General features: G+C 68.5%; 20 protein-coding genes. 9 read left to right on the top strand and 11 right to left on the bottom strand.

Going from position 1 to position 23557, the window contains the following annotated elements; all coding sequences use genetic code 11:
- Positions 1-7: 7 nt before the first annotated feature.
- Both HUA75_RS46880 and HUA75_RS22890 read left to right on the top strand, forming a co-directional pair.
- On the top strand, positions 8-1864 hold the full coding sequence (locus tag HUA75_RS46880; protein WP_254627713.1) for an OmpA family protein: 1857 nt from the start codon (positions 8-10) through the stop codon (positions 1862-1864).
- Positions 1865-1963: 99 nt separating this feature from the next.
- Positions 1964-2875, top strand: a complete 912-nt coding sequence (locus HUA75_RS22890; protein WP_174487615.1) for a LysR family transcriptional regulator — start codon at positions 1964-1966, stop codon at positions 2873-2875.
- A gap of 7 nt (positions 2876-2882) precedes the next feature.
- Here HUA75_RS22890 and HUA75_RS22885 read toward each other — a convergent pair whose 3' ends face one another.
- The gene (locus HUA75_RS22885; RefSeq protein WP_174487614.1) at positions 2883-3470 is read right to left on the bottom strand and encodes an NADPH-dependent FMN reductase; all 588 of its coding nucleotides are present in this window, start codon (positions 3468-3470) and stop codon (positions 2883-2885) included.
- A 99-nt stretch (positions 3471-3569) separates the two neighbouring features.
- Here HUA75_RS22885 and HUA75_RS22880 point away from each other — a divergent pair, with 99 nt between their 5' ends.
- Positions 3570-4202, top strand: coding sequence for a TetR/AcrR family transcriptional regulator (locus HUA75_RS22880; protein ID WP_174487613.1), 633 nt, complete (start codon positions 3570-3572; stop codon positions 4200-4202).
- Here HUA75_RS22880 and HUA75_RS22875 read toward each other — a convergent pair.
- Positions 4190-6319, bottom strand: a complete 2130-nt coding sequence (locus tag HUA75_RS22875; protein WP_141641490.1) for a M3 family metallopeptidase — start codon at positions 6317-6319, stop codon at positions 4190-4192. The two genes, HUA75_RS22880 and HUA75_RS22875, sit on opposite strands and share 13 nt — an antisense overlap.
- 64 nt (positions 6320-6383) lie before the next feature.
- On the opposite strand from HUA75_RS22875, the gene HUA75_RS22870 reads away from it, so the two are divergent.
- The gene (locus HUA75_RS22870) at positions 6384-6851 is read left to right on the top strand and encodes an Lrp/AsnC family transcriptional regulator (RefSeq protein WP_141641489.1); all 468 of its coding nucleotides are present in this window, start codon (positions 6384-6386) and stop codon (positions 6849-6851) included.
- A gap of 10 nt (positions 6852-6861) precedes the next feature.
- Here the strand turns inward: HUA75_RS22870 and HUA75_RS22865 are convergent, their stop codons facing one another.
- The 3 genes from HUA75_RS22865 to HUA75_RS22855 all read right to left on the bottom strand — a co-directional run bounded on the left by HUA75_RS22865 (position 6862) and on the right by HUA75_RS22855 (position 11165).
- Entirely contained in the window at positions 6862-7983 is a 1122-nt protein-coding gene (locus tag HUA75_RS22865; protein WP_174487612.1) for a serine hydrolase, read from the bottom strand.
- 15 nt (positions 7984-7998) lie between these two features.
- Complete coding sequence (locus HUA75_RS22860; RefSeq protein WP_254627712.1) at positions 7999-8571, bottom strand: nuclear transport factor 2 family protein; 573 nt, start codon at positions 8569-8571, stop codon at positions 7999-8001.
- A 77-nt stretch (positions 8572-8648) separates the two neighbouring features.
- Positions 8649-11165 carry a cellulose binding domain-containing protein gene (locus HUA75_RS22855; protein WP_174487611.1) on the bottom strand — a complete coding sequence of 839 codons (2517 nt, stop codon included), beginning with the start codon at positions 11163-11165 and terminating at the stop codon, positions 8649-8651.
- Positions 11166-11300: 135 nt separating this feature from the next.
- Between HUA75_RS22855 and HUA75_RS22850 the strand changes: the two genes are divergently transcribed.
- Positions 11301-12077 (top strand): hypothetical protein, encoded by a 777-nt coding sequence (locus HUA75_RS22850; RefSeq protein WP_141641486.1) that lies wholly within the window; start codon positions 11301-11303, stop codon positions 12075-12077.
- Positions 12078-12081: 4 nt separating this feature from the next.
- On the opposite strand, the gene HUA75_RS22845 is transcribed toward HUA75_RS22850, so the two are convergent.
- Entirely contained in the window at positions 12082-12687 is a 606-nt protein-coding gene (locus HUA75_RS22845; RefSeq protein ID WP_141641485.1) for a LysE family translocator, read from the bottom strand.
- Between the two features lie 121 nt (positions 12688-12808).
- On the opposite strand from HUA75_RS22845, the gene gcvA reads away from it, so the two are divergent.
- Positions 12809-13726: a transcriptional regulator GcvA gene (gene gcvA / locus HUA75_RS22840; RefSeq protein WP_174487610.1), complete on the top strand. Its 918-nt coding sequence runs from the start codon at positions 12809-12811 to the stop codon at positions 13724-13726.
- Between the two features lie 16 nt (positions 13727-13742).
- On the opposite strand, the gene HUA75_RS22835 is transcribed toward gcvA, so the two are convergent.
- Together HUA75_RS22835 and HUA75_RS22830 are read right to left on the bottom strand one after the other, a co-directional pair.
- Positions 13743-15242 carry a hypothetical protein gene (locus HUA75_RS22835; RefSeq protein ID WP_174487609.1) on the bottom strand — a complete coding sequence of 500 codons (1500 nt, stop codon included), beginning with the start codon at positions 15240-15242 and terminating at the stop codon, positions 13743-13745.
- A 135-nt stretch (positions 15243-15377) separates the two neighbouring features.
- A complete protein-coding gene (locus HUA75_RS22830; protein ID WP_174487608.1) occupies positions 15378-16304 on the bottom strand; it encodes a LysR family transcriptional regulator in 927 nt (308 codons plus the stop codon).
- Between the two features lie 89 nt (positions 16305-16393).
- On the opposite strand from HUA75_RS22830, the gene HUA75_RS22825 reads away from it, so the two are divergent.
- Both HUA75_RS22825 and HUA75_RS22820 read left to right on the top strand, forming a co-directional pair.
- Positions 16394-17449, top strand: a complete 1056-nt coding sequence (locus tag HUA75_RS22825; RefSeq protein ID WP_174487607.1) for an alkene reductase — start codon at positions 16394-16396, stop codon at positions 17447-17449.
- 147 nt (positions 17450-17596) lie between these two features.
- Complete coding sequence (locus tag HUA75_RS22820) at positions 17597-19072, top strand: pentapeptide repeat-containing protein (RefSeq protein WP_174487606.1); 1476 nt, start codon at positions 17597-17599, stop codon at positions 19070-19072.
- A 40-nt stretch (positions 19073-19112) separates the two neighbouring features.
- Here HUA75_RS22820 and HUA75_RS22815 read toward each other — a convergent pair whose 3' ends face one another.
- Entirely contained in the window at positions 19113-19574 is a 462-nt protein-coding gene (locus HUA75_RS22815) for a carboxymuconolactone decarboxylase family protein (protein ID WP_141641480.1), read from the bottom strand.
- Positions 19575-19700: 126 nt separating this feature from the next.
- Between HUA75_RS22815 and HUA75_RS22810 the strand changes: the two genes are divergently transcribed.
- On the top strand, positions 19701-20585 hold the full coding sequence (locus tag HUA75_RS22810; protein ID WP_174487605.1) for a sigma-70 family RNA polymerase sigma factor: 885 nt from the start codon (positions 19701-19703) through the stop codon (positions 20583-20585).
- Positions 20586-20612: 27 nt separating this feature from the next.
- Here HUA75_RS22810 and HUA75_RS22805 read toward each other — a convergent pair whose 3' ends face one another.
- On the bottom strand, positions 20613-21911 hold the full coding sequence (locus HUA75_RS22805) for a WD40 repeat domain-containing protein (RefSeq protein ID WP_217446233.1): 1299 nt from the start codon (positions 21909-21911) through the stop codon (positions 20613-20615).
- 223 nt (positions 21912-22134) lie between these two features.
- Entirely contained in the window at positions 22135-23547 is a 1413-nt protein-coding gene (locus HUA75_RS22800; RefSeq protein ID WP_174487603.1) for an alpha/beta fold hydrolase, read from the bottom strand.
- Positions 23548-23557: the final 10 nt, after the last annotated feature.

The raw sequence follows: 23557 nt of genomic DNA, 5'->3' as shown, positions 1-23557 counted from the left end.
CCTTCCCTTGCGTGAATTGGCACGGACTGGTGTGCTCGTCGCGGCCCTGGCCGCCACGACCGCCTCGGCGCAGGCACTCTCCAGCCCCCTGGTCGCGTTCGATGCGGAGCGCTTGCGACTGAGCGCCGCCGCCACGGACTCGTTGATGGTGGACACGGGCCGGGTGCTCTCCGAGGGAGGCTTTCGGCTCAGCCTCCTCGCCAACTACGAGCGCGGCATCCTCGTGTTGGAGGGCAGTGACGGGAGCGAGCACTCCATCATCCATTACAGGACCTCGGCCTGGCTCATGGGCGCGTGGTCTCCGGTGGACCGGTTGGAGGTCTCCGCCAGATTGCCCGTCATCATCTCGCAGGGCGGGCATGGGGCGAACAGGCTGGCGGGTGTCGCGGAGCCCTCGTCCTCGGGGCTCGGCACGCCCGAGGTGGGCGCGCGCTATTCGCTGCTGCGGCGCGAGGAAGGTGCGCCGTTGTCCCTGGCGGTTGGGCTCGACGTGGGGCTCCCGGGGGGACGGGCGAGCGCCTTCGGACGTCAGGAGCACTGGGCGGGCCTCCAGTTCTCGCCCCGGGTCTCCCTGGGGCGCGAGGTGGGCATGTTCGCGCTCGGCGCGAGCGTGGGCGCGCGGGTGAGGTCCACGGAGGTGGAGCCGGGCCGCGACGTGGGCACGGAGCTGGAGCAGTCCGTGGTGGTGGCGACCCGGGGTGATGGCCTGCGCGGCGAAATCGCCCTGCAGGTGGCGGAGTCGCTGGTGCATCCGGACGTGGCGGTGGAGCTGCTCGGAGGCGTGCGGTTGCCCATTGGCATGGGCTTCGAGCTGAACGCGCTCGCTGGCCATGGCTTCACGGATATCCCAGGGACGCCCTCGTGGCGCGTGGGCGCGGGAATCGCGTGGGCGCACAACCCGGCGGCTCGTGAGGATGTCTGCAAGGGCGGACGCACGCACACGCCCGAGCAGTGCCCCGACTCCGATGATGACGGTGACTCCGTGCCCAACAAGTCGGACCGTTGCCCGCTGGAGGCGGGGTCGCCCGACAACGCGGGTTGCCCCGACCGCGACTCGGATGGCGACGGCGTCGTCGACCGGCTGGACAAGTGCCCGAACGAGGCTGGGAGCGCGGAGACGAGCGGCTGCCCTGACTCGGACGGCGATGGCGTGCCGGATTCCGAGGACAAGTGCCCGAACGAGAAGGGCACCGTGGAGAACCAGGGCTGCCCCGCGCCCGCGAAGGACACGGATGGCGATGGCGTGCCGGATGAGTCCGACAAGTGCCCGGAGGAGAAGGGCACCGCGGAGAACCAGGGTTGCCCCGCGCCGGTGCCGGCGAAGGACACGGATGGTGACGGCGTGCCGGATGAGTCCGACAAGTGCCCGGAGGAGAAGGGCACCGTGGAGAACGAAGGCTGCCCCGCCCCGAAGGACACGGATGGGGACGGCGTGCCGGACGACTCCGACAAGTGCCCGGAGGAGAAGGGCACCGTGGAGAACGAGGGTTGCCCCGAGCCGGCGAAGGCGCCGACGGAGGAGCGGCTCTCGCTGGCGGACCGTCGCGTCACCTTCCCGGTGGGGACGTCCGAGATTCAGGGTGAGGGCGCGAAGGTGCTCGACGAGATTGCCGAGCAACTGAAGGCGCGGCCCAAAGTCGCGGTGCGCATCGAGGGGCACACGGACAACACCGGTCCCGAGGACCTCAACCGCACCTTGAGTCAGGACCGCGCGGAGGCCGTGCGCGCCTACCTCATCCGCCGAGGTGTCGACGGCTCGCGACTGGAGGCCCGGGGTTACGGTCCGACCCAGCCCATCGCGACGAACGACACGCTGGAAGGACGCAGCGAGAACCGCCGCGTGGAGTTCGTCATCAAGCGGTGAGTCGGTGTGCTCGGAGTCGCGGGGCCACGTGCCCCGCGGCTCGTTGAGGCCGAGCAGGCCAGTCACTGCTCGGCCCCAGCGGACCGTGAGGAGGCGGGGATGGACCGGTTGGACGTCATGCGGCTGTTCACGCGCATCGTGGAGCGCCGCAGCTTCACGGTGGCTGCTCAGGACCTGGAGCTTCCGCGCTCGACGGCCACGCAATCCATCAAGCAACTGGAGGCCCGGCTGGGCGTGCGACTGCTCCAGCGCACGACACGCCATGTCCGGCCCACGCTGGATGGCGAGGCCTACTACCGGCGCTGTGTCGCCATCCTGGGCGAGGTGGAGGATGCCGACTCCGCCTTCAGCGGCGCAAAGCCGAAGGGACAGCTCCGCGTCGACGTCCACGGCACCCTGGCGCGGCACTTCGTCCTGCCGGCGCTGCCCTCATTCCTGGCCGAATACCCGGACCTGAAGCTCCACCTTGGCGAAGGAGACCGGCTGGTCGACCTGGTGCGGGAAGGCATCGACTGCGTCCTGCGCGTGGGCGACCTCCAGGACAGCGCCATGGTGGGGCGGCGCGTGGCGCTGCTCAAGGAGGTCACCTGCGCGAGCCCCGCCTATCTGGCCCGCCACGGGACACCCTCCCGGCTGGAGGAACTCGAGGGCCACGTGGCGGTGGGCTTCATCTCGTCGGCCACGGGGTCGATGATTCCCCTGGAGTTCAGGGTCGACGGCGCGCCGAGAAACGTCACCCTCCCGGCGACCGTCACCGTCACGGGGGCGGAGACCTACGCGTCGGCGGCGAAGCTCGGGCTCGGGTTGATTCAACTGCCGCGCTACCACGTGGAGAGCGAGCTGCTCGCGGGGACGCTCGTGGAGCTGCTGCCCGAACATCCCCCGTCGCCCACGCCCGTCTCGTTGCTCTATCCGCGGAGCCGCCAGCTGTCGCCCCGGGTGCGCGTCTTCATCGACTGGCTCACGCGGGTGTTCGCCAACGCTTCCTCGGTGGCGCTCGCCGTCGAATAGGTCTGCTTCAGCCCGGCGCGCGCAAGGTCTTCAAGGCCCGGGACCATGCGAGCACTTCGTCCAGCAGCGTGTGCAGCGCGGCCTCCTGGGCGGGCGCGGGCGACCAGTTGCCCGGGTCCGTGAACAGCGCGACGTCGGTGTACTTCGACAACGACACCTGTGCGCGCACGGTGGCGACCTTCACCTCGGCCAGCGTCGTGCGCAGATGCTCCACCGCGCGGACGCCTCCGAGTCCCCCATAGCTCACGAACCCCGCGGCCTTGTCGTTCCACTCGGCATAGAGGAAGTCGATGGCGTTCTTCAGCGCGGCGGGGAATGAGTGGTTGTACTCCGGCGTGACGAACACGAAGCCGTCGAACGCGCCCACCGTGGCGGCCCACTTCCGCGTGTGCGCGTGGCGGTAATTCCCGCGAATGGCGGGGACGGGCTCATCCAGCAGCGGCAGGTCGTGGTCCGCCAGGTCGATGACCTCCAGGGTCGCGTCCCCCGCCACGACGGCGGCATGCCGTTGTCCGGCGGCATGGACCCAGCGGGCGACGACCTCCGCCCTGCGTCCGGGGCGGGTGCTTCCAATGACGATGCCGAGCCGGGTCAACTTCAGCCTCCCTTGATGCGTGCGCGAGAACGAGCGCCAGGGTACAACGTACGTTGTACTGAGTAAAACGATGGTTGTACCCGTGCAAAAGGAACGAACATGCCCCGAGCAGACCGGACGAAGCCGCGTGGAGGGCAGGGGGACAAGCGTCAGGCCCTCCTGACGGGGGCGCTGACGGTCTTCGCCCGGGACGGCTACACCCGCGCCAGCATCGACATGATTGCCGACGAGGCGGGCGTGTCCACGCGTACGCTCTACAACCACTTCCAGGACAAGGCGCGGCTGTTCCAGGCCGTCATCCAGGAGAGCGCGTCACGGGTCGCCGAGGCGCAGACGGCCCTCCTGGACAGGCACCTGCGAAAAGTCACGAACCTGGAAACGGACCTCATCGAACTCGCCCTGGCCTGGGGGACGCCGATGCCGGACTCCGCCGAACATTTCGCCCTGGTGCGACAGGTCAACGCGGAGGCGGGCCATATCCCCGCGCCCGCAATCAAGGCGTGGCGCGAGGCCGGGCCGCTCCGGGTCCGCCGGGAGCTCGCCCGCCACCTGCGACGGTTGGCGGACGAGGGGCTGTTGCGAGTCGAGGACCCGGAGCGCGCGGCCCTCCACTTCACCCGCCTGGTCTCCGTCCCAGGCCCCCATGACGGAGGGCTCACGCTCACCAGGAAGGAGCGCGCCGAGCACGTGGCGTCCGGTGTCCGGGTCTTCCTGTATGGCTACGGCCGCTGAGGCGCGGGGAAGCCGCGCTCCCGCATCAAGGCGTCCAGGCTCGCCTCCCGCCCCCGGAAGGCCCGGTAGCCCTCGAACGGGTCCACGGTGTTGCCCACGGACAGGATGTGCTCGCGAAGCCTCGCGGCCACCTTCGGGTCATAGGCACCGCCAGCCTCGGTGAACGCCTCGAAGGCATCCGCCGACAGCATCTCCGCCCACAGGTACATGTAGTAGCCGGCCGCGTACCCGTTGCTGGCGAAGACATGCCCGAAGTGGGGCAACCGGCTGCGCATGCCGACCTCTTCCGGCGCGCCAATCTGGCGGAGCACGTCGCGCTCGAACGTGTCGGGGTTGATGCGGCGGGCACCCGCGAGGTGCAGCTTCATCTCGACGAGCGCGGAGGTCAGGTAGTCCACCGTGTAGAAGCCCTGATTGAACGTCGCGGCCTTCTGGATGCGGGCCACCAGGTCCGCGGGCATCGGCTTGCCCGTCACGTGGTGCACGGCGAACCGGCTGAGCACCTCCGGAGTGGACAGCCAGTGCTCGAACAGCTCGGCGGGAAACTCCCCGAAGTCGCGCACCACGCGGCCACCTCCGAGCGTCGGGTACGTCACGCTCGCGCTCAGGGAGTGCAGCGCGTGGCCGAACTCGTGGAAGAGCGTCAGCGCGTCGCGCCAACCCAGCAGCGCGACTCCTCCGGGCCCCGGCTTCACGAAGGGCATGCTGATGGCCACCAGGCCCGTCACCTCGCTCCGGAAGCGCTCCTGCACGCGGTACGTCTCGGTCTGCCCGCCGTTGTACTTGCCCGGCCTCGCGTAGGGGTCGAAGTACAACAGCCCCAGGGGCTTCCCGCTCGTGCGCTCCTTTACCGCGAAGACGCTCACGTCCGGGTGGTAGACGGGCACGTCCGGCGCGGGAGTGAAGGTGTAGCCGAACAGCTCGCCGGCGGCCCAGAACATGCCGTCCCGCAGGGAGTCGAGTCGCAGGTACGGCTTAACCTCGGTGTCGTCGAGGTCGTACTTCGCCTTGCGCACCTTCTCCGCGTAGTAGCGGTAGTCCCAGGGGGCGATGGTCTCCGGCTGTCCGTCGCGCCGGGCAATCTCCTGCATCGCCGCGACTTCCTCGCGCACGCGGGCGACGGCGGGCGTCCACATCTGCTCCAGCAGTCGCATCGCGCGCTCGGGCGTCTTGACCATGGACGTCGCGAGCTGCCGATGGGCATGGGTGGGGAAGCCCAGGAGCTTCGCCTGCTCGGCGCGCGCGGCGAGTATCTGGGTGATGACGCCGTTGTTGTCGTGGGAATCTCCGTGGTCCCCCCGGCTGTCGTAGTTGCGCCACACCTTCTCGCGCAGCTCGCGGCGGTCCGAATAGGTGAGGAAGTCCGCCACCGCCGAGCGCGTGTTGGCCACGGCCCACTGGCCCTTCTTCCCGCGCGCCTCCGCCTCCGTGGCGGCGGCCTTGCGCAGCGGCTCCGGCAGGCCCGCCAGGTCGGCTTCCGTTTCCAGGAGGGTGAAGCGCTTCTCGTCGGCGAGCACGTTCTGGTTGAACGTCGTGTAGAGCGTGGCGAGCTGCTGGTTGATCGCGGTGAAGCGCTTGCCGGCCGCCGCGCCCAGGTTCGCGCCGGAGCGGACGTAGACGTCGTGGTAATGCGCGACGAGCCGCCGCTGCTCGGGCGTCAGCTTCGCCTTCGCGGCCGAGTCGTGGACGGCCTTGATGCGCCGGAAGAGGCGACGGTTCTGGGTGCTCTCGTCCCAGAACGCGGCCAGCCGGGGCGCCATCTCGCGCTCGATGACCTGATACTCGGGTGTGTTCACGAACGAGGACCACGCGTTGTAGACCTCGAAGACGCGAGTGAATCCCCGGCCCGTGTCCTCCAGCGCGGCGATGGTGTTCTCGAACGTGGGCGGCTCGGTTGAGTCCGCGACCCGCGCCACTTCACGCCGCTCCTGCTCCATCGCTTCCTCGAGCGCGGGACGGAACTCCTCCAGCTTCACCCGGTCGAACGGAGGCGCTCCGCCGTGAGGGCCGGACCAGGGCGCGAGCAGGGTGGCGCCCTTGCCGGGAGGGGTTTCAGGAGCGGCGACGGCCGCGCCCGCCAGCAGGACAACGAGTGCTCCAATTCGGTATCGTGTCATTGACACAGAATAAGAGGCAGCTTCGGGTCGCATCCATCGAATGAAATTCGTCCAGGAACCCCAGATGACCCCCCTCGACCGAATTGATCGCACGATTCTGGAGGCCCTCCAGAACAATGCACGGCTGTCCAACAAGGCGCTCGCCGCGCAGGTGGGGCTCGCGCCCTCTTCCTGCCTCGCGCGCGTGAAGCGACTGGAGACGGAAGGCATCATCCAGGGCTACCGCGCGGAGCTCAACGTGCGCTCCATGGGGTTGGGGCTCCAGGCGTTGATCGCCGTGCAGCTGCGCCAGCACGTGGGCGAGGCCTTCGGCAACATCGGTGACCACCTGCGCTCGTTGCCGGAGACGGTGGCCGTCTATTGCCTGGGCGGGACGACGGACTTCCTGGTGCACGTGGTGTGTCGCGACACCGAGCACCTGCGGGTGCTGACCAACCAGTCCTTCACCAACCGTCCCGAGGTGAGCCGCATCGAGACGTCGCTGGTGTTCTCCTTCACGCGACTGGGCGTGCCCGTCGACAAGGGCGCCTGACAGGGCGGGATTACTCGTCCAGCTCCGCGCGCGAGCGGCTTTTGGGCTCCAGTCCCAGGGCAATCTCCTTCAGCTCGAAGGTCAGCTCCCGGATGGGAAAGGGCCGCACGTTGCCGAGGACAATCACCGTCAGCTGGTCCTCGGTGTAGTGGTGGAGGTTGGAGAGGAACCCATCCATGGAGCCGCCGTGCCGCACCAGCACGCCGCGCTCCTTGCTGCCGGGGCTCCGCTGGTACTGCTGAATCCGGAAGCCGTAGCCGTAGTAGCCGAGCGCGCGACTCTCTGCCGTGAAGAGCCGCTTCTTGCTCGGAGCGGACACCAGCCCCGAACCGAAGAGCGCCTGGTCCCAGGCGTACAGGTCATCCACCGTCGAATAGATGTCTCCGGAGCCCAGGGCATAGGAGACGTTGTTCTCGTCGCGCGAAACGCCCAGCAGCTCCTTCGCGTAGCCGAAGGCCCGCTTGGGCGGAACGTTCGTGCTCCGCTCGATGCCCGAGTCCGTCATCGAAAGCGGGCCGAAAGTCTTCTCCTGGAGCACCTCCGCGTAGCGCTTGCCCGTGACGGCTTCGATGATGAGGGCCGCGAGGTGGTAGTTCAGGTTGGAGTACTCGTGTTTCGCTCCGGGCTTGAACGAGACGCGCGCGGTGTTGATGAGCCGCAGGATTTCCGCCGAGGAGACATCCGTCTCTGCTTCACGCTCCACCAGCGAGTCCAGATGCGTGGGCAGGCCGGACTGGTGCTTGAGCAGCAGGTGGAGCGTCAGGCTCTTGCCCAGGTCCGCGCGGAGCTTCGGCAGATAGCGGGAGATGGGGACGTTCAGGTCCAGCGTGCCCGCGTCCACCAACTGCATGACCGTCACGGCGGTGAAGGACTTGGTCAGCGAGCCAATCAGGAACTGGGAGTCGACCTGGTTTGCGCGCCGGCCCTTCTCGTCCGCCAGGCCGTAGGCGGCACGATGAAGCACCTTCCCGTCCTTCGCGACGAGCACCGCGCCTCGGAAGCCCTCCTTGTCGACATAGGACTGGAGATGGGCATCCAGCTTCGCGGCGATGGAGGCCTGGGGGGCGCCTGGCGCCTGGGAGGCGAAGCACGCGACGGCGAGAAGCGAGAGGAGCGGGGCGCGGGAGGACATGTCGGGCGTGGGGCCTTAGTTGTTGGACCAGATGACGGAGGCAATCTTCCAGCCGGTGCCCGTATTCACCAGGTGCCAGCTCTCCTGGCCGCGATTGATGACGCGCTCGCCCAGGTGGAAGGTGAACTCGAAGGAGACCGAGGCGATGGCGCCGTCCGTGTCGATGCGGACGTGGGTGAACTTCTCTTCGCTACGCTCCGCGTCCGCCACGATTTCATCGATGAACGTCGTCGGGTTCTGCCGTGCATCGAGCTTGAGCCGGGTCGCCTTTGGGTTCTTCTGGAGGCGGCGCTTCAGGAGCTCCTCTCCATCGACGGACTGCCACGTGGCGTCCTCGCGCAGGAACAAGCCGAGGAACTTCTTCCGGTCCTTCTGGATGATGGCCTCGCGGAAGTCGTCGACCACGGCGGTGATTTGTTGCCGGGCGACGGCGGTGTCCTTGGGCTTCTCCTCGGCGAAGGCGGGCAGGGACACAAGGCAGGTGAGCAGCAGGAGCGACAGCTTCACGAAGGACTCCGAGGCGAGGTGGCGGGGTGTGTTCGCGCGGCCGGCCAGCAACCCGGGCACCTCGCGATTATTCCGCCGCATGGCCTCATGAAGCAGGAACGGCCCGGCCTGAACGAGCACCGGGCCATCCCTGTCCACGCGTCAGCGACGCGCCCGCCTCACTCGCAGGGGTTGCCGTTCAATGTGCAGTTGAAGGGCTGCCCGAGTCCGACTGTCGTGAAGCCGAACTCCTTGCTCGCGCCCGCCTTGATGGTGGTGTTGTGGCTGACGGGAAGGAACGTGTAGTGGTCCCCGTTGCGCGTCATCGTGGAGGAGAACGGATTCTGCGCCGTCGTCCCGGCGGGCAGGTCGAACTCCAACTGCCACCCGGTGACGTTCACCGTGCCCAGGTTCTCCACCGTGTAGCGGCCCGTGTAGCCATTGGCCCAGGAAGAGCTCACGGCGAAGTGGGCGACGAGCCCGGAGGGCGCTGGCGGAGCCGTGGTCGCGATGACCGGGGCGCTCGGCGCGGACACGTTGCCCGCCGCATCCCTCGCGGTGGCGGTGAAGGTGTACGCCGTGGCCGGGCTCAACCCCAGCAACGTCACGCCCAGGCCCGTCGTGGTGGCGGCCACGTTGCCGCCGAGCCAGACGGAGTAGCCGGAGACGCCCCGGTCGTCGGTCGCCGCGTCCCAGGCCAGGGTGACGCTCGTGGACGTCACCGCCGTCACGCGGAGGTTGGAGGGCGCGCTCGGAGGGGTGGTGTCCGGAGGCGGCGGCGCACCGACGCTGATGAGGAACAGCGAGGGCGCGGTGTCCGTCCTCGTGGTGTCCACGCCATGGCCACCGGAGTAGTCGAGCGTCTCCGCGTGCGCCCAGTCGGCGATGGGCGTCCCGTTGATGTCCAGGTGCTTGTACGCCGCGCCCGACCAGCCGAACTGGTAGATGCGCGAGGGCTCCGAATAGAAGTCGGCGTAGGGGGACGTGTCGGTGCCCACCTGCTTGCGCAGGACGTTGTTGAAGAAGACGTTCTGCGGCCCCGTGGCGCCGGACCACTTCACGGCCTTCTTCCCGGCGCCCCACCAGATGGGATACCAGTTGGAGTCATCCGGGCCGCCGCCGCCTTCCTCTCCGCAGTGGGAGCTGCAGTTGCCGGAGCGGTGCGCGTACGGAACCGTGCTGATGTTGCGCTCGAAGAGGTTTCGTCGCTCCCAGCCGCCGTGCAGGTTGAGGTCGGAGTCGAAGTCATTGCCGATGACGACGTTGCCGGACGCGGACCACTGGAAGGTGAAGTGCCGCAGGTTGCGGGACGTGTTGCCGGCGTACAGCGAGTCCCAGACGCGGGAGCCTCGGAAGTAGCCGTTGCCACCCTTGCCCTTGTTCCATGCGCCGTCGAGCACGTTGTCGACAATCTGGAGGTTCTTCGCCTCCTCCGTGACGATGGGATGCGAGCCCGTCATCTCCGCGCGGATGCCCCGCACCCACGAGTCCGCGGCCCACTTGAAGACGATGCCGTGCATCTCGTACGCGGGCGCCAGGTTGCCGTAGTTGTGGAGCGCGGCCGAGGCGCTCACTCCCGGCACCTCCTGCGTGAAGTACAGGTTCTCGATGCCCACGCCGACGATGGGGTCGACGAGCGGGGCCGCCTTGGAGTCGTACACCGAGCCGTCGATGGCGGTGGACCCGTCCGAGGTCGACGTCACTGGCACGTCGTATTCGAGCGGCTTGTCCAGGGTGAGCGTCTTGTTGCCCGTGTCGACGGCGGCGATGCGGAAGAGCTGCTGACGCATGTGCAGGTTGGACAGAGCGTGCTGGGTGGGCAGCGCCTGCTGCTCGGCGTAGAAGGCCCGTGAGTTGGCGGCGCGGATGTTGACGAGCCTGCCCACGGCCAGCGCGGCGGAGTTCGCCGCCAGGTACACCACGGTGTCGCCCGCGCGCGCGGCGAAGCCGGTGTCACCCGGCTTCACGCGGAGCTTCACGCCGACCTTCCAGTGGACATTCACGGTGCCCTCGAAGATGTCCGCCCGGTTGGGAGGCGCCGTCTGGTAGTCGTCGTTCTCGTCCTCGTCGTACGCGGTGTGGACGCCGCGCGACTGCACGCGGAACAGGCCCCGTCCGGGCCACAGCCAGCCGCCCTTGCCCTCCCCGTGCGTCATGCCGTCTTCGTCCCAGTCGCCACCGTCCGACGTCAGGGTGTCGTAGCGGGTGTTCACATCGGGGCGGAACACCAGCTTCGTGCCCGTCACCGGCGAGGAGCCCGCGCCACGGATGATGAGGTAGCTGGCGTCCACGCCCAACTGTCGGGACACGTCGAGCTGGCCCGCGGGAAGTGAGAGCAGGGAGAGCTTCGTGTACGAGGCGCTGGGGGTGCACGCCGTGCGCAGGTGGTCGATGGCGGCCTGCAGACCCGTGGTGTCGTCCACGCCATCATTGGGAATCACGCCGTAGGTCGTCGCCAGCTCCGCCGGAGTCACCCGGCACGTGGCGTCCGGATTGATGTCCCCTTCACCCGGGAGGTTCTGCCCGCCCCGGTAGCCCGCCTTGGACCAGTCCGGCAGCCCGGAGATGGGCACCCTGCGATTCGCCGGCGACAGGTCAAGCACTGTCTGCGCCCAGGTCGGCGTCGAGCCCAGGACCGCCACAGAGGAAAACGTCAACAACACCAACCGGAGCAAGCCGGTTCTTCGAGTGAGCATGAACAACTCCAGTCTTGGGTGTCCGCGTGGCAGGTGTTGCACCACTGATACGGATTTATCCAAGACTAGTCAGATATGCTCGGATAACAGCTCTAGCCCGTCCGGCGCCCGGACGGCCAGAAAGGTCCCACACCCATGAAGCCCTCCTCGCTGCGTGCCGCGCTCTGTGTGTTGTCAGCCCTCGCCTCCCCCGTCGCCTTCGCGTGGGGCAGCACCTATTCCATCCCCTTGTTCGAGTCGCGGATGACGGCGGCCCGTGCGAGTGGAAGCACGGGTGGGACGACGGTGATTCGCTCGGAGATGAAGACCGCGCTGGAGTCGTTCCTCAGCTCCGACGACGGACAGACGGACGCCGCCGAGTACACCTATCTCGCGGGCAAGGTGGCCAGCCCCACGTTCCTCACGGGCATCGACACCTCGGCCCGGGACTACCTGTTCCGCTATCACGAGCTGAATGACGGGGCGGCGACCACGTCACCGCTGGACGTGGCCTCGCCGGCCCAGACGCCCGCGCAGATTTTTGGCGCGAGCGGCCGGCTGGCGAGCAACGCGTGGATTCAGGAGGGTGGCATGTTGGGTGACGAGGGCGTGGCGAACCAGACGACGCTCATGTGGACCTACTACGGCTACTTCGGTCCGCAGCCGTCGACCTTCGCACCCGTCACGTATGCGGAGCTGAGCGCGAAGCTCGGCTCGACGATTTTCGGCCAGGCGCCGAGCGCGGCCGAGGTCAATGGCGCGCTCGCCTGGCTGAGCGCGCACGCGGGCACCGGGGCCCGCTACTACGTCGCGTCGTGGCATGACTCGTACGGCCGCACGGGCCCCGGGGACATCGGCGGCTACGTGGTGGCGTCCGTCAACAACACGCGAGACTCCGTCCGCTACATCGAGGTGATGACCTGGTCGGATTAGCGACTCAGGCGACGGCCACATAGGCGGCGACGGCGACCATGCAGGCGCCGAACGTCCACCCCTGGATGCGCAGGGCGCGCTCGGAGCGGAAGCGTCCCAGGATGAGCTTCCCTCCGTAAATCCAGGGGAAGTGGCACGCCACGCAGACGACGAGGAAGGCCGCGGTGAGCTGCGCGGCCTGCGACAGCAGGGCTCCCGCCGGGTTCAGGAACTGGGAGAACATCACCAGGACCATCGAGTGAATCTTGGGGTTGAGGGCCACCGTGAGGAGGCCGTCGACGAAGCCGAGCCGCTCCGGTTCGTCCTCCGCTCCGGAGGGCGAGCTGGAGGCACGGAAGAAGCCCCACGCGAGGTAGAGCAGGTACACGACGCCGCACCAGCGCAGCACGTGGTGCAGCGAGGGAATCCCTTGCAGCACCCGGCCCAGCCCCAGTCCGTAGAGCAGGCAGAGGGCGACATTGGCCGCTTCGAAGCCCGTCCAGAACGGCAGCGAGCCCCGGATGCCGAAGCGTCCGCCCGCGGTGGCGAGCACCGTGTTGCCGGGCCCGGGGCTGAACACCATCGGCACGGTGTAGCCCAGGAACATCACCCACACTTCAGCGGGAATCATGGCGAAAGCCCCCACGCGCCCTCGTGGTGGTGATGGGGCGCGAGCAGGGACACAAACTCCATTTCGAGCCGGGCACCCAGCGAGCTATCCTCGCGCGCTCGATAAAGGGAGCTCATCGAGCATGCGCCGCATTCCACCGCTCGGCGCCCTTCGTGCCTTCGAGGCCGGGGCGCGGCACCTGAGCTTCACCCGCGCCGCCACGGAGTTGCGTGTCACCCAGGCGGCCATCAGCCACCAGGTGCGCCAACTGGAGGACTGGCTCGGCGTCTCCCTCTTCGAGCGCCGGGGACATGCGCTGACGTTGACGACGAAGGGCAAGGCGTACCTGCGCGAGCTGACGCCCGTGTTCGAGCGCCTGTCGGAAGCGACCACGCGTCTGTACGAGGCGGAGCAGGGGCCCCTGCGGCTCACCGTGCTGCCCTCGTTCGCTTCGTCCTGGCTCCTGCCGCGCCTGGAGGGATTTCGCCGGCTCCATCCCGACCTCGAGCTTCACCTGAGCAGCGCGTCCGAGCTGTGGGACTTCCTCGACGACCGCTTCGACGTGGGCATCCGCTCCGGGCTGGGACGGTGGACGGGACTGAAGGCGGAGCAACTCGCGCCGGAGGTGCTCGCGCCCGTGTGCAGCCCGGCCCTCGCCAGGAAGCTGCGCGCGCCGTCGGACCTGGGGAAGGTGCGCCTCCTCCATGACACGCCGAAGGACGGGTGGCGCCGCTGGCTGGATGCCGCCGGCGTCGAAGGCGTGGACACGGGGAAGGGCTTCGCGTTCAACGATGCCGGGCTGGTGCTCCAGGCCGCGAGGCAGGGCGATGGCGTGGCGCTCGGGCGATTGCTGCTCGCCGCGGATGACCTGAAGGCGGGGCGACTGGTGCGGCCCTTCGCGACGGTCCTCCCCAACGACTTCGGCTACTGGCTGGTCCACCCGCGGCCGCTGTCGAGCCGGAGGGACGTCGTCGCGTTCAGGACGTGGCTGCTCGCCGAGGCCCAGGCCACCTCGAAGGCATTGGGGCTGGTGCCCGACGTCGCGCGGAGGCGGGAGTAGACCTCGTCGTGCGTGGCTACTTCTCGGCGGCCACACCTGGGGGACAGTGGGCACCGACGGGCGTGGACCAGAGCTGGTATTCGCCCGTCTCGTCGCTCGCGAAGAAGTAGACGCGCGAGCCCAGCCGCGCGAAGCCATCTGGTGAAGAGCCCCAGGTGCCGGGGTTGATGTCCGCGAGCCGGCCCGTGGTCGCCGGGGTTCCTCGGGTGAACCAGGGCTCGGTGTAGAGGCCATCCTGCGATGCACTGAAGAAGACGGTGCCCTCGCCGGTGGCGAAGAGGGGTGAGTTGGATTCGTCGCTCAAGTCCAACGGGTGGTGGAGCAACTGGGTGCCGGCCGCCGTTCCATCCGACACCCACAGCGACACGTCCCGAGGCGCGGGGCCGCTGCCGCCAATGGCCACGGTGAAGTAGAGCTTCCCTCCGGAGAGGGTCGTCCTCTGGAGGTAGGGCGTCGCGTCCGGCAGGTGCGCGTAGGGATTGGGCAGGGTGATGATGCGCGTCTTGCCTCCACCATTCAGGGAGATGCGCTCGACGTGCAGCCGCTTCGTGTCCGCGGACAGCGTGGTCAGGTAGACGGACGAGCCCAGCGCGCCAATCAGTCCCGTGGACTTGCCGAACGACTCCAGCCGGACGGTTCCAGCGGCGGTGCCATCCGTCTTCCACACCTCGTCGTTGGGGCCGTCATCCAGCACGAAGAGCCCCAGGTTTCCCGCATGGCCCACGTGGTGGACGTACGTGCTGCGCGCGTCCAGCCTCTTCACGGCGAACGTCCCCGAAGAGGTGCCGTCGGTGCGCCAGAGCGTGGTGCCCTGGGCCTCCGAGGACAGGAACAGGTGCAGCGCCTGCCCCACCTTCAGCGAGGTGTAGCGCACCTCGACATCGGAGGGGAGGACGACCACCCGGAAGGTGCCCGCATCGGTGCCGTCCGAGCGCCAGACCTCGCGTCGCAGCACCATCGGGGAGGGGAGGGACACGGTGCGCACGAAGACGAGCAGACCGTTGAGTGAGGTGAGGTGATGCACGTAGACGCCGTCCATGCCGGGCACCAGCTCCTTCACGAGCCGGGTTCCGCTCTCCGTTCCATTGCTGACCCACAGCTCGTTTCCGGTGGCCGTGTCATCGAGTTCGAAGAAGACCCGGTCGCCCACGGCCACCAGTCCGCCCAGACGAGGCGGGCCTCGCATGGACGGTGGAAAGGCTCTCACCACCGTGGTGCCGGATGACGTTCCATCCGTGCGCCAGAGGACGGCGCTGCCATCGTGAAAGTTGGTGCCGAAGTAGAGCACCCCGTTCGCGTTGACGAGCTGTTCGGTTCCCAAGAGCTGCCCGCTGATGATGACGGGCCCCGTGCCTGGAGGTGTGATGACCTTCAGGCGCGAGGCGACCCCGGCCGGACACGCCGATTCCCGGACGCCACGCCCATCCGAGTCCGGCTGCATCCCTTCGGTGCTAGGGGATACTCCGCACCCCGCGAGTCCCAGCGCCAACAGGGCCCACCCAAGTCTTGCCCGCATGTCTTCTCCTCTCCAGCCCGAAAAAAGGCACGGGAGGGTGGGGTGCCTGACCTGGACTGCCAATACGGGCTGAAGGGAGGGGCCCGCGTTCACGAGCCGCCGTCTCCCGCACGACGTCCGTACGCCTCCCGTGGGTCATCGGGAGGTGGGTGACCAGGGATGGGACTGGAAGTGCTCGGTGAGCAGCTCCAGCAGCGCGCGCACGGCCGGCGACACGTGACGGGCGCTCGGGTACACGGCGAAGAGGGGCACGGGAGGTGGCGCGAAGCGCTGGAGCACTTCACGGAGTGTTCCGGCGGCCACCGCCTCGGCGGAGTGAATCTGGGAGAGTCGCGCGAGGCCCACGTCGGCTACGGCCAGGGCGACCAGCACCCGGAAGCTGTTGACCGCGACGCTCGGGACGATGGACACGGAGAGCGGCTTCTTGTCTCCCCGGAAGGTCCACGTCGTCGGCGTATTGGAGCCGGTCATCGCCAGGCAGCGGTGCTTCACGAGCTCCCGAGGCTCCTTGGGCGTGCCCGCGCGACGCAGGTATGCGGGGCTCGCGAACACCCCTATCTGCTGGGGCGCGCCCAGGCGCCGGGCGATGAGGCGTGAGTCGTCCAGGGTGCCTGCGCGGACCGCGATGTCGTAGCCCTCCTCGACCAGATTCACGCGCCGGTCGGTGAGGTCCGCTTCCAGCTTCACCTCGGGATAGCGGGAGGCGTAGACGGCGAGCAGGGTGTCGAGCACGTTCTGCCCCATCTCGAAGGGCATCGTCATTCGCAGGCGCCCGCTCGGATGGGCCTGGAGCTTGCCGACCACGGACTCTGCGTCGCGCAAGGCGGCGATGGCCGGGGCGACCTCGCGCTGGTAGCTGGCGCCAATGTCGGTGAGCGTCAGGCTGCGCGTGGTCCGCGCGAAGAGCCGCGCGCCGAGGTGTTCTTCCAACCCCGCCACCCGCTGGCTGAGCGTCGACTTGGGGATGCCCAGCTTGCGCGCGGCGCCCCGGAAGCTGCCCTGCTCGGCGACCTCCAGGAACGCGATGACGGCGTTGGGGTCCGCCTGACGGATTGTCCGCATGGCCGGACAGTACTTCCCAAATCATTCGATTGGCCACAATGCTCCACGGGAGCACATTCCCTGGCGTCACCCCGCCAAGGAGCGGACTCATGAACCTCTTTTCTTCCTACCGTCTGGGCCCCACCGAACTCACCAACCGCGTCGTGATGGCGCCAATGACTCGCAGCCGGGCGCCGAGCGCGCTGCCCAACGCGCTGATGCGCGAGTACTACACGCAGCGTGCCTCCGCCGGGCTCATCATCACCGAGGGCATCGCGCCGTCTCCGAACGCGCTGGGCTATGCCCGCATCCCGGGCCTCTTCACTCCGGAGCAGGTCGACGGGTGGCGCGCCATCACCCGGAGCGTCCACGAGGCGGGCGGGCGCATCTTCGCCCAGCTCATGCACGTGGGGCGCATCGCGCATCCGCACAACCTCCCGGCGAACGCCCGCATCCTCGCGCCGAGCTCCGTGCGTCCCGAGGGCACCATGTACACGGACCAGGCGGGCCTGCAGCCGTATCCGTCCCCGGAGGCGATGAGCGAGGCGGACCTCCGCGCGACTCGCGACGAGCTGGTCCAGGCGGCGCGCAATGCCATCGCGGCGGGCTTCGACGGCGTCGAGTTCCATGGCGCCAATGGCTACCTGCTGGAGCAGTTCCTCCACCCGCACACCAACCGTCGCGAGGATGCCTACGGTGGCAGCGCGGAGAACCGCGCCCGCTTCGTCGTGGAGGTGGTGCGGGCGGTGTCCGAGGCCATCGGCGCGGAGCGCGTGGCCATCCGGCTCTCGCCCTACAGCACCTACAACGACCTGCCCGCCCACGAGGGTGTCCAGGAGCAGTACACGGTGCTGGCGCGGGAGTTGCGCGGCCTGGTCTACGTTCACCTCATCGCGAGCGTGGAGAAGGGGTTCACCGCGACGGCGGACGCCATCCGACGTTCCTTCGGCGGGCCCATCATCCTCAACGGGGGCTTCACCCGTGACCGCGCGCAGGCCGCGCTCGACGCGGGACGCGCCGACTTGATTGCCTTCGGCCGGCCCTTCATCGCCAACCCTGACCTCGTCGCACGGATGAAGGGCGATGCCGAACTCGCGGCCCCTGACTTCCAGCGGCTCTACACACCGGGCGCGGAAGGCTACGTGGACTACCCCGCGCTCGGCTGATGGCGAGCCCACGGCCCGGACAAGTCGCCGCGTCATCACGGCACCGGTGACTGAATGGCACCTACATCGGAGATACCGCTTTGTATCGCTGACATTCCGTGGGCAGATGAGGGCCGTTGCTGACAGCAGCCTCGAGCGGAGGACCTCGTGTCCACGGATAACTACTATGTGCGGGTGGGAAAGACAGCGGGGCGGGAAGTCACCCTGCACTGTCTGACCGGCTTTGGTGGCGGCTTGACGGACTACGCTTCAGGTCGCGCCTTCGGCTTGATGCTGCTCCTGGACGCGAGGAGACGCGCTGACCCTACCGGGTTTCTGGTGAGGGGCTTGCCGAAGGCCGTGGCGAGGGAACGGGTCGCCCTGGCGAAGAAATCAAGCAAGGCGGATTCGCCCCTTCATGCGGAGCTGGGCGGCCCCCCTGTCTGGGAAGCCGCGTGGCACGCCGAACACACGCCGCGCTTCGTGGCGCGCTCTCGCCTCCTCGCGCGGCACAACGCGGTCGGCGAAGGGCGGCTGCAGAAGATCATCGACGAGATTTCCCCTCTCGAGCAGAAGGGGAAGGGGCTCTTCCTGGACGCCGCCTGGGCGCGTCTTCATCACTTCGACGTCTCGGTGGAAGTGACGGATGAGAAGTACCTCCAGCACCTCGTGGAGGGGCACGTCTTCGGAACGACGGCCTACGATGCCTGGATAGAGAAGCAACTGCCCCCAAAGAAGAAGGTGTCGGCGAAGAAGCCGAAGCTGGTGAAGCAGCCCCTGGTCGCCCGGCGCAAGGGTGACTTCTCCAGTGCGCGGCTGAAGGCTTCGTTCTGGGCCTCGGCCTCCTTGGGTGTCCACGACGTGAGTGGCTCGTCGTTCCGGCGGACGAACCTCGTGGAGGCCGGCTTCGTGAGCGGCGTGAAGGCCCTGAAGAGTGACTTCACGGAGGCCCGGCTCACGCGTTCTCCTCCGTGGAAGGAAGCGACGACCCTCCAGGGTTGGAACCTGAAGGGCTCCTCGTTCAAGGGCGCGAAGCTGTTCCGGGTCGAGTTCGAGGAGTGCGACCTGCGTGACTGCGACTTCACCCAGGCCGACCTCCGCCACGCGAGGTTCCTGTCGTGCAACCTCAAGGGCGCCATCTTCAACGGCGCCAACCTCACGAAGGCCTTGATTCCCCCGGAGCATGCCGACAAGGCGAAGATGGAGGGCGCCAGGAACTACCGTCCGCCCCCAGGCGGAAAGCCCGGCTCCGCATGCCTGGCGTTCGACAGGCTGATGACCAAGGCCAAGGCCATCGAGTTCGAGGTCCGGTTCGCCTCGCCGAACGAGAGGGGTGAGCAGGTGCTGCTCACCCTGGGGCCGCGCCCGACCGGTCCCAAGCGGATCATGTCCTATCAGCTCATGCTCGGCTGTCGGCGCAACGCGCGCCAGGCAACCCCCACGAGCGTCTTCTCTACGCGCGTGGGTTACTACTTCGGTCCCGCGCTGAGGCGGCTGTCGGACCAGTTCTCCGTTCCGCCAGACCGGAGGCTCGACCTCTCGACGTTGACGGTGTCGGCGAGAAGTCTGCGCGCGCCCCTGGAGCACGCCGACTTGCTGAAGCGAGTCCGCGCCGCGCTCTCCGAGGTCCTGGTCGCCTCCTGAACCTCGGATTCCACCGGGAGCGCGGCGAGCCGACGCCGCGCTACCAGCGGGCGTGGGGGTTGGCCACCTGCCGCGTCGTCGCGTTGAGCCGATTCCAGAGGTTGACCAGGCCAATGGACATCACCAGGGTCCCCAGGGCCGTCTCGTCGTAGTGCCGGGCCGCTTCCTTCCAGACGTCGTCGGGGACGGGGTCCGAGCGGTCGCTGAGCCGGGTGACGCACTCGGTGAGTGCCAGCGCGGCGCGCTCGGCGTCGGTGAAGTAGGTCGTGTCGCGCCAGGCGGCCACCGCGAAGAGGCGGTCATCGGTTTCCCCGGCCTTCTTGGCCATGCGCGGGTGCATGTCCACGCAGACGCCGCAGCCGTTGATTTGACTGGCGCGCAGGTGGACCAGGTCGAGCGTCTTCTGCGGCACGCCGCCCTTGTGGGTGGCCGCTGCCAGAGCCTGCAGTGCATTCATGGCCTCGGGGACGACCATCGCGGGGTTCTTCATGCGGGAGTTCATGGTGAGGACGCTCCAAGGGCCTCCAGGGCCCTGGCTGATGGGTGGACCGAACATCCGCGTGCGTGTCATTCCGGCTGCGTTACGTTCGGCGCCGCGGTGACGGACCTCAGCGAAAGAGTGTGACCGGTGGACGAAAAGAATCTGCGGGCCGAGGGCTTCGAGGCACACCGGGTCCACTTGCGAGCCGTGGCCTATCGGATGCTGGGTTCACTCAGCGACGCGGAGGACGCCGTCCAGGAGTCCTGGTTGCACTTCAGCCGGGCGGACACCCATGACGTCGCGAACCTGCGGGGCTGGCTGACCACGGTCGTCTCGCGCGTGTGCCTGGACCAGTTGCGCTCACGCGAGTCGCGCCGTGAGGAGCCTGCGGAAAGCAAGGGCGTGGAGTTGCTCGCCAGTCACGCGGCCAGCGGCAACCCCGAGCAGGAGTCGCTCATGGCGGACTCGGTGGGGTTCGCGCTGCTCGTGGTGCTCGAAGCCCTGAGCCCTCCCGAGCGCATCGCCTTCGTGCTGCACGACATGTTCTCCCTGACGTTCGACGAGATAGCGCCCATCGTCGGGCGCAATGCGACGGCGACCCGGCAGCTCGCCAGCCGCGCGCGTCGTCGCGTACACGGCGCGGCCCTGTCACCGGAGGGGGGCCTCACCGCGCAGCGAGACGTCGTCGCCGCCTTTCTCTCCGCCGCGCGCAGTGGAGACCTCGACGCGCTGCTCGCCGTGCTGGACCCCGAAATCGTCGCGCGCACGGATGCGCGGGTCCTGCCCGCGGGAGCACCGAGGGAGGCTCGCGGGGCGAGAGAGGTTGCCCGGCAGGCGCAGATCAACGCGGCCCGGGGCGGCTTCGCTCAACTGGGGCTCATCAACGGAAAGGTCGGACTCATCGTGGCTCCGGGAGGACGGCTGCTCTCTGTCCTCGTCTTCACCATCAGCGATGGGAAGGTCCGCGCCCTCGAATCCATCTTCGACCCGGAGCGTCTGGGGCGGCTGGAGCTGGCGGTGTTCCCGGCCTGAGCCGCGTCGACTTCCGGGGGGCGCTCGTCACCAGGCCGCGCCGCTCAAGCTGCTCTCCCGGAGCAGGCCGTCGGGCAGCACCGTCAGGAAGCGGCGGGCCGCCGGGTGCCACGCCGTGGGCACCACGGTGGAGTCTTGGAGGAGCCGCTCGCCCGTCTCCACATCCCACACGGTGGTGCCCGTGTCCTTCGCGCTCACGAGCAGCAGGTTCCCATCGCACCTGAACGCTCCGCGCGGTCCCGGGAACCAGCGCACCAGCTTCCCGGTCTCGACGTCGAAGAGCATCGCGGCGTCGAGCAGGGTGTCGACATCCCCGCCGAAGCCCCAGACGGCCAGGGTGCGCGGGCCCACGAAGCACAGCGGGCCATCCCAGTGGTACGAGCACTCGCGCAACTGCTTCAGGGAGGGGCCGTCCTCGGACTCCCAGACGTTCTCGTGGACCCAGCGCCGCAGGGAGAAGGCGGTCAGGATGCCCACCGGGTGCCAGACCCACCCGTCGTCCACGAGCCAGTTCCCATCCGGAGACACCGTCAGGCCGCAGTGGAAGTAGTCGAGCTCGTGTTGTGTCCGGGGCTCGCCGGGCTTGCCTCGCCGGGTGGACTCTCGCGGTGTCAGCAGCTCCCCGGTGGCCGGGTCCGACACGTCCAGTCGGTTCCAGGCCGTCGCGTGCGCCAGCAGCGTCCTGGTGCCGTCGCGAAAGAAGGCCACGGGAAACTCGCAGCGCTTCTCATGGTACGAGCCCCGGTCCAGCGGCATCGTCACCTTGCCGGAGGCCAGCTCCATGACGAGGCCCTTCGCGCCGCGCGAGTTCACCACCGCCACGTAGCGCCCGCACGGCGAGACGTGCGGCGCCAGCTCGGCGGAGAGGTCGAGCGTCCCCGTGCCCACGACGCCTGTGCGCGTGAGCGAGCCCTCTTCGAGGTCGAGGCGAAGCAGCTCGCCCTGCTCGTTCACCGCGAGCCACTGCGAGCGAGGCTCGGTGCCCAGCGCGATGAGGCCGCGAAGCGTCTGGCCCGCGAGTGCGGGGAGGGAGTGCTCCCGGTGCTCGAAGTGGAGCGCGGTCGCCCGCGTGCGCACGCCGGGGCGGCCGATGATGCCCATCAGCGCGGAGGTCCTCCCCAACCTCACGTGCTGGCAGGCCGCGCAGATGCTCCGGAACTCCTGGCCAGGCAGGGCCACCCGCGCGCAGTCCTCGCAGAGCAGGTCGTGGTGGACGCCCTGACCCGTGAAGCGGACGTGGTAGCCCGCGTCCTCGTCCTCCGCGAGGTGCGCACACCACTGTCCCGCGAGAGGTGCGGCATGGCCACATGCGAGCTGGTTCATCATCTGTCCTCCTGGTTCCACTTCAAGGTCGACTCAGCGAAGCGCGACCCTGGGTAGGACGAGCCGCTCGCGGGCGGGTGGCTCGAGTTCCAGGCATGAAATAAAGCTTCACGAACATCCCCCTGGTGCATCTCGTCGGGCGAGAGGCTGTTCGGCAAGGTACCCGAGGCCGCTCAACTCCGCATCCGACGCGAGCGCTGGTTCGTTCGATGAAGCGTGTGACTCCTCAAGGCACGGTGGTGTTCCTCGCGAGCTCCGACGACATGAACGCGCGAATCTCGGAGACGACCGTGTCCGCGTGGTCCTCGAAGAAGAAGTGGTGTGCGTTGGCGAGCTCGATGGTGTGGTGGCTCGGAAACGTCTGTTCCCAGCGGACACGGTCCGCCTGAGGAAAGCCGGGGTCGTCGAGCGCCCAGAAGATGAGCGCCGGCTTGTGGACGAGGGCAGGCAGGCCCGCTTCGACCTCCTCGAAGAAGGTGTGCGCCTTCGTGATTTGCCCTGGATAGAAAGTGGCGATGCCACGGCGCTCGAGTGGCTGGAAGGGCCGCAGGTAGACGTCGCGCACGTCGCGAGGAAGCTCCCGGACGATGCTGTCCTTCAGCCCGAAGGAGGCGATGGCGTTGAAGTGGTGCTGCGCGAACGCGCCAATGGGGCCGCCCGCGATGACGGACCACATCCCCCGGGGCTCGCTCGTGCTCGTCTTCCACGCCCAGGTGCTTCCCAGGATGACGCGCTGGACGAGCTCGGGGCGCCGCGCCGCGAAGTGCGTGCCGATGGGACCGCCCCAGTCCTGCATGACCAGCGTCACGTCGCGAAGGCCGAGGTGCTCCGCGAACTCCTCCAGGACGCGACTCTGCTCGCCGGGCGTGAAGCCGAAGCCGGGAGGCGCTGTCGACAGGCCGAAGCCCGGGTAGTCGAGGGCGACACAGCGGTAGGAGCCGCGCAGTCCTCGAATCAAATCCCTCCACTGGAAGGACCACGAGGGGTTGCCGTGCAGGAAGAGCAGCGTGTCGCCCGTGCCCTCGTCCACGTAGTGGATGCGCGCGCCACTGGGGAGGTCGACGAACCGGTGCTCGGCGTCGAACATCGCGCGAGGAATCTCGCCGACGAGGGACTCCGGGCCGTGGGGCAGTTCGTGCTCCCCCGCGAGCGCCGTCACCACGCCCGCGGCTTCGAGCGTGCCGAGGAGCACGAGGGCGACTGTCCGCACGCGTGAGCGCGAGGGCTGTTCGACCGCGCGTGGAGCGAGCCAGGCCACGGCGAACGCCACGGTGATGAAGGCGGGGAGTGCCGCGACGGCGAGTCCGTCACGGCCCAGCACCGCCATCCCGAGGAGCAGCACCAGCGCCAGTCCCAGTGTGGCGGTCGCCAGCATCGAACGGGGCCGGGAGACTCGCCCGGTGAGCCAGCCGTGGCCGAAGGCGGCGAGTACCGCGACGAGGACATACACGGGAGCCAGGACCGCGTACCGCAGCTCCGGGAAGAAGGAGAGGCCGTGCGCATGGGGCCGTGCCTCCATGGCGAGCGTCGCGAGGAGGACGGTGGGCACGGAGGCACGCAGGCCCGACTGGAGCAGGTGGAGGATGTGGGGCCGCGTCCACGTCATGGGGGCGTTGGGACGGAGTGATTCGAGGGGCATGGGGGTTCTT

It is taken from the genome of Myxococcus sp. CA040A (assembly GCF_013336725.1).
In the GTDB taxonomy this organism is placed as follows: Bacteria; Myxococcota; Myxococcia; order Myxococcales; family Myxococcaceae; genus Myxococcus; species Myxococcus llanfairpwllgwyngyllgogerychwyrndrobwllllantysiliogogogochensis.
Note: the sequence above shows the minus strand (reverse complement) of the source record. Positions and strands in the feature narration are given on the sequence as shown.

Excerpts from the sequence above, each read along its gene's own strand:
- HUA75_RS22860 (WP_254627712.1), bottom strand. The coding sequence starts at position 8,571 with ATGCGGCGGAATAATCGCGAGGTGCCCGGGTTGCTGGCCGGCCGCGCG.
- HUA75_RS22825 (WP_174487607.1), top strand. The coding sequence starts at position 16,394 with ATGAACCTCTTTTCTTCCTACCGTCTGGGCCCCACCGAACTCACCAAC.
- HUA75_RS22875 (WP_141641490.1), bottom strand. The coding sequence starts at position 6,319 with ATGACACGATACCGAATTGGAGCACTCGTTGTCCTGCTGGCGGGCGCG.
- HUA75_RS22890 (WP_174487615.1), top strand. The coding sequence starts at position 1,964 with ATGGACCGGTTGGACGTCATGCGGCTGTTCACGCGCATCGTGGAGCGC.
- HUA75_RS22830 (WP_174487608.1), bottom strand. The coding sequence starts at position 16,304 with ATGCGGACAATCCGTCAGGCGGACCCCAACGCCGTCATCGCGTTCCTG.
- gcvA (WP_174487610.1), top strand. The coding sequence starts at position 12,809 with ATGCGCCGCATTCCACCGCTCGGCGCCCTTCGTGCCTTCGAGGCCGGG.
- HUA75_RS22850 (WP_141641486.1), top strand. The coding sequence starts at position 11,301 with ATGAAGCCCTCCTCGCTGCGTGCCGCGCTCTGTGTGTTGTCAGCCCTC.
- HUA75_RS22805 (WP_217446233.1), bottom strand. The coding sequence starts at position 21,911 with ATGATGAACCAGCTCGCATGTGGCCATGCCGCACCTCTCGCGGGACAG.
- HUA75_RS22800 (WP_174487603.1), bottom strand. The coding sequence starts at position 23,547 with ATGCCCCTCGAATCACTCCGTCCCAACGCCCCCATGACGTGGACGCGG.
- HUA75_RS22845 (WP_141641485.1), bottom strand. The coding sequence starts at position 12,687 with ATGATTCCCGCTGAAGTGTGGGTGATGTTCCTGGGCTACACCGTGCCG.
- HUA75_RS22865 (WP_174487612.1), bottom strand. The coding sequence starts at position 7,983 with ATGTCCTCCCGCGCCCCGCTCCTCTCGCTTCTCGCCGTCGCGTGCTTC.
- HUA75_RS22855 (WP_174487611.1), bottom strand. The coding sequence starts at position 11,165 with ATGCTCACTCGAAGAACCGGCTTGCTCCGGTTGGTGTTGTTGACGTTT.
- HUA75_RS22880 (WP_174487613.1), top strand. The coding sequence starts at position 3,570 with ATGCCCCGAGCAGACCGGACGAAGCCGCGTGGAGGGCAGGGGGACAAG.
- HUA75_RS22835 (WP_174487609.1), bottom strand. The coding sequence starts at position 15,242 with ATGCGGGCAAGACTTGGGTGGGCCCTGTTGGCGCTGGGACTCGCGGGG.
- HUA75_RS22870 (WP_141641489.1), top strand. The coding sequence starts at position 6,384 with ATGACCCCCCTCGACCGAATTGATCGCACGATTCTGGAGGCCCTCCAG.
- HUA75_RS22815 (WP_141641480.1), bottom strand. The coding sequence starts at position 19,574 with ATGAACTCCCGCATGAAGAACCCCGCGATGGTCGTCCCCGAGGCCATG.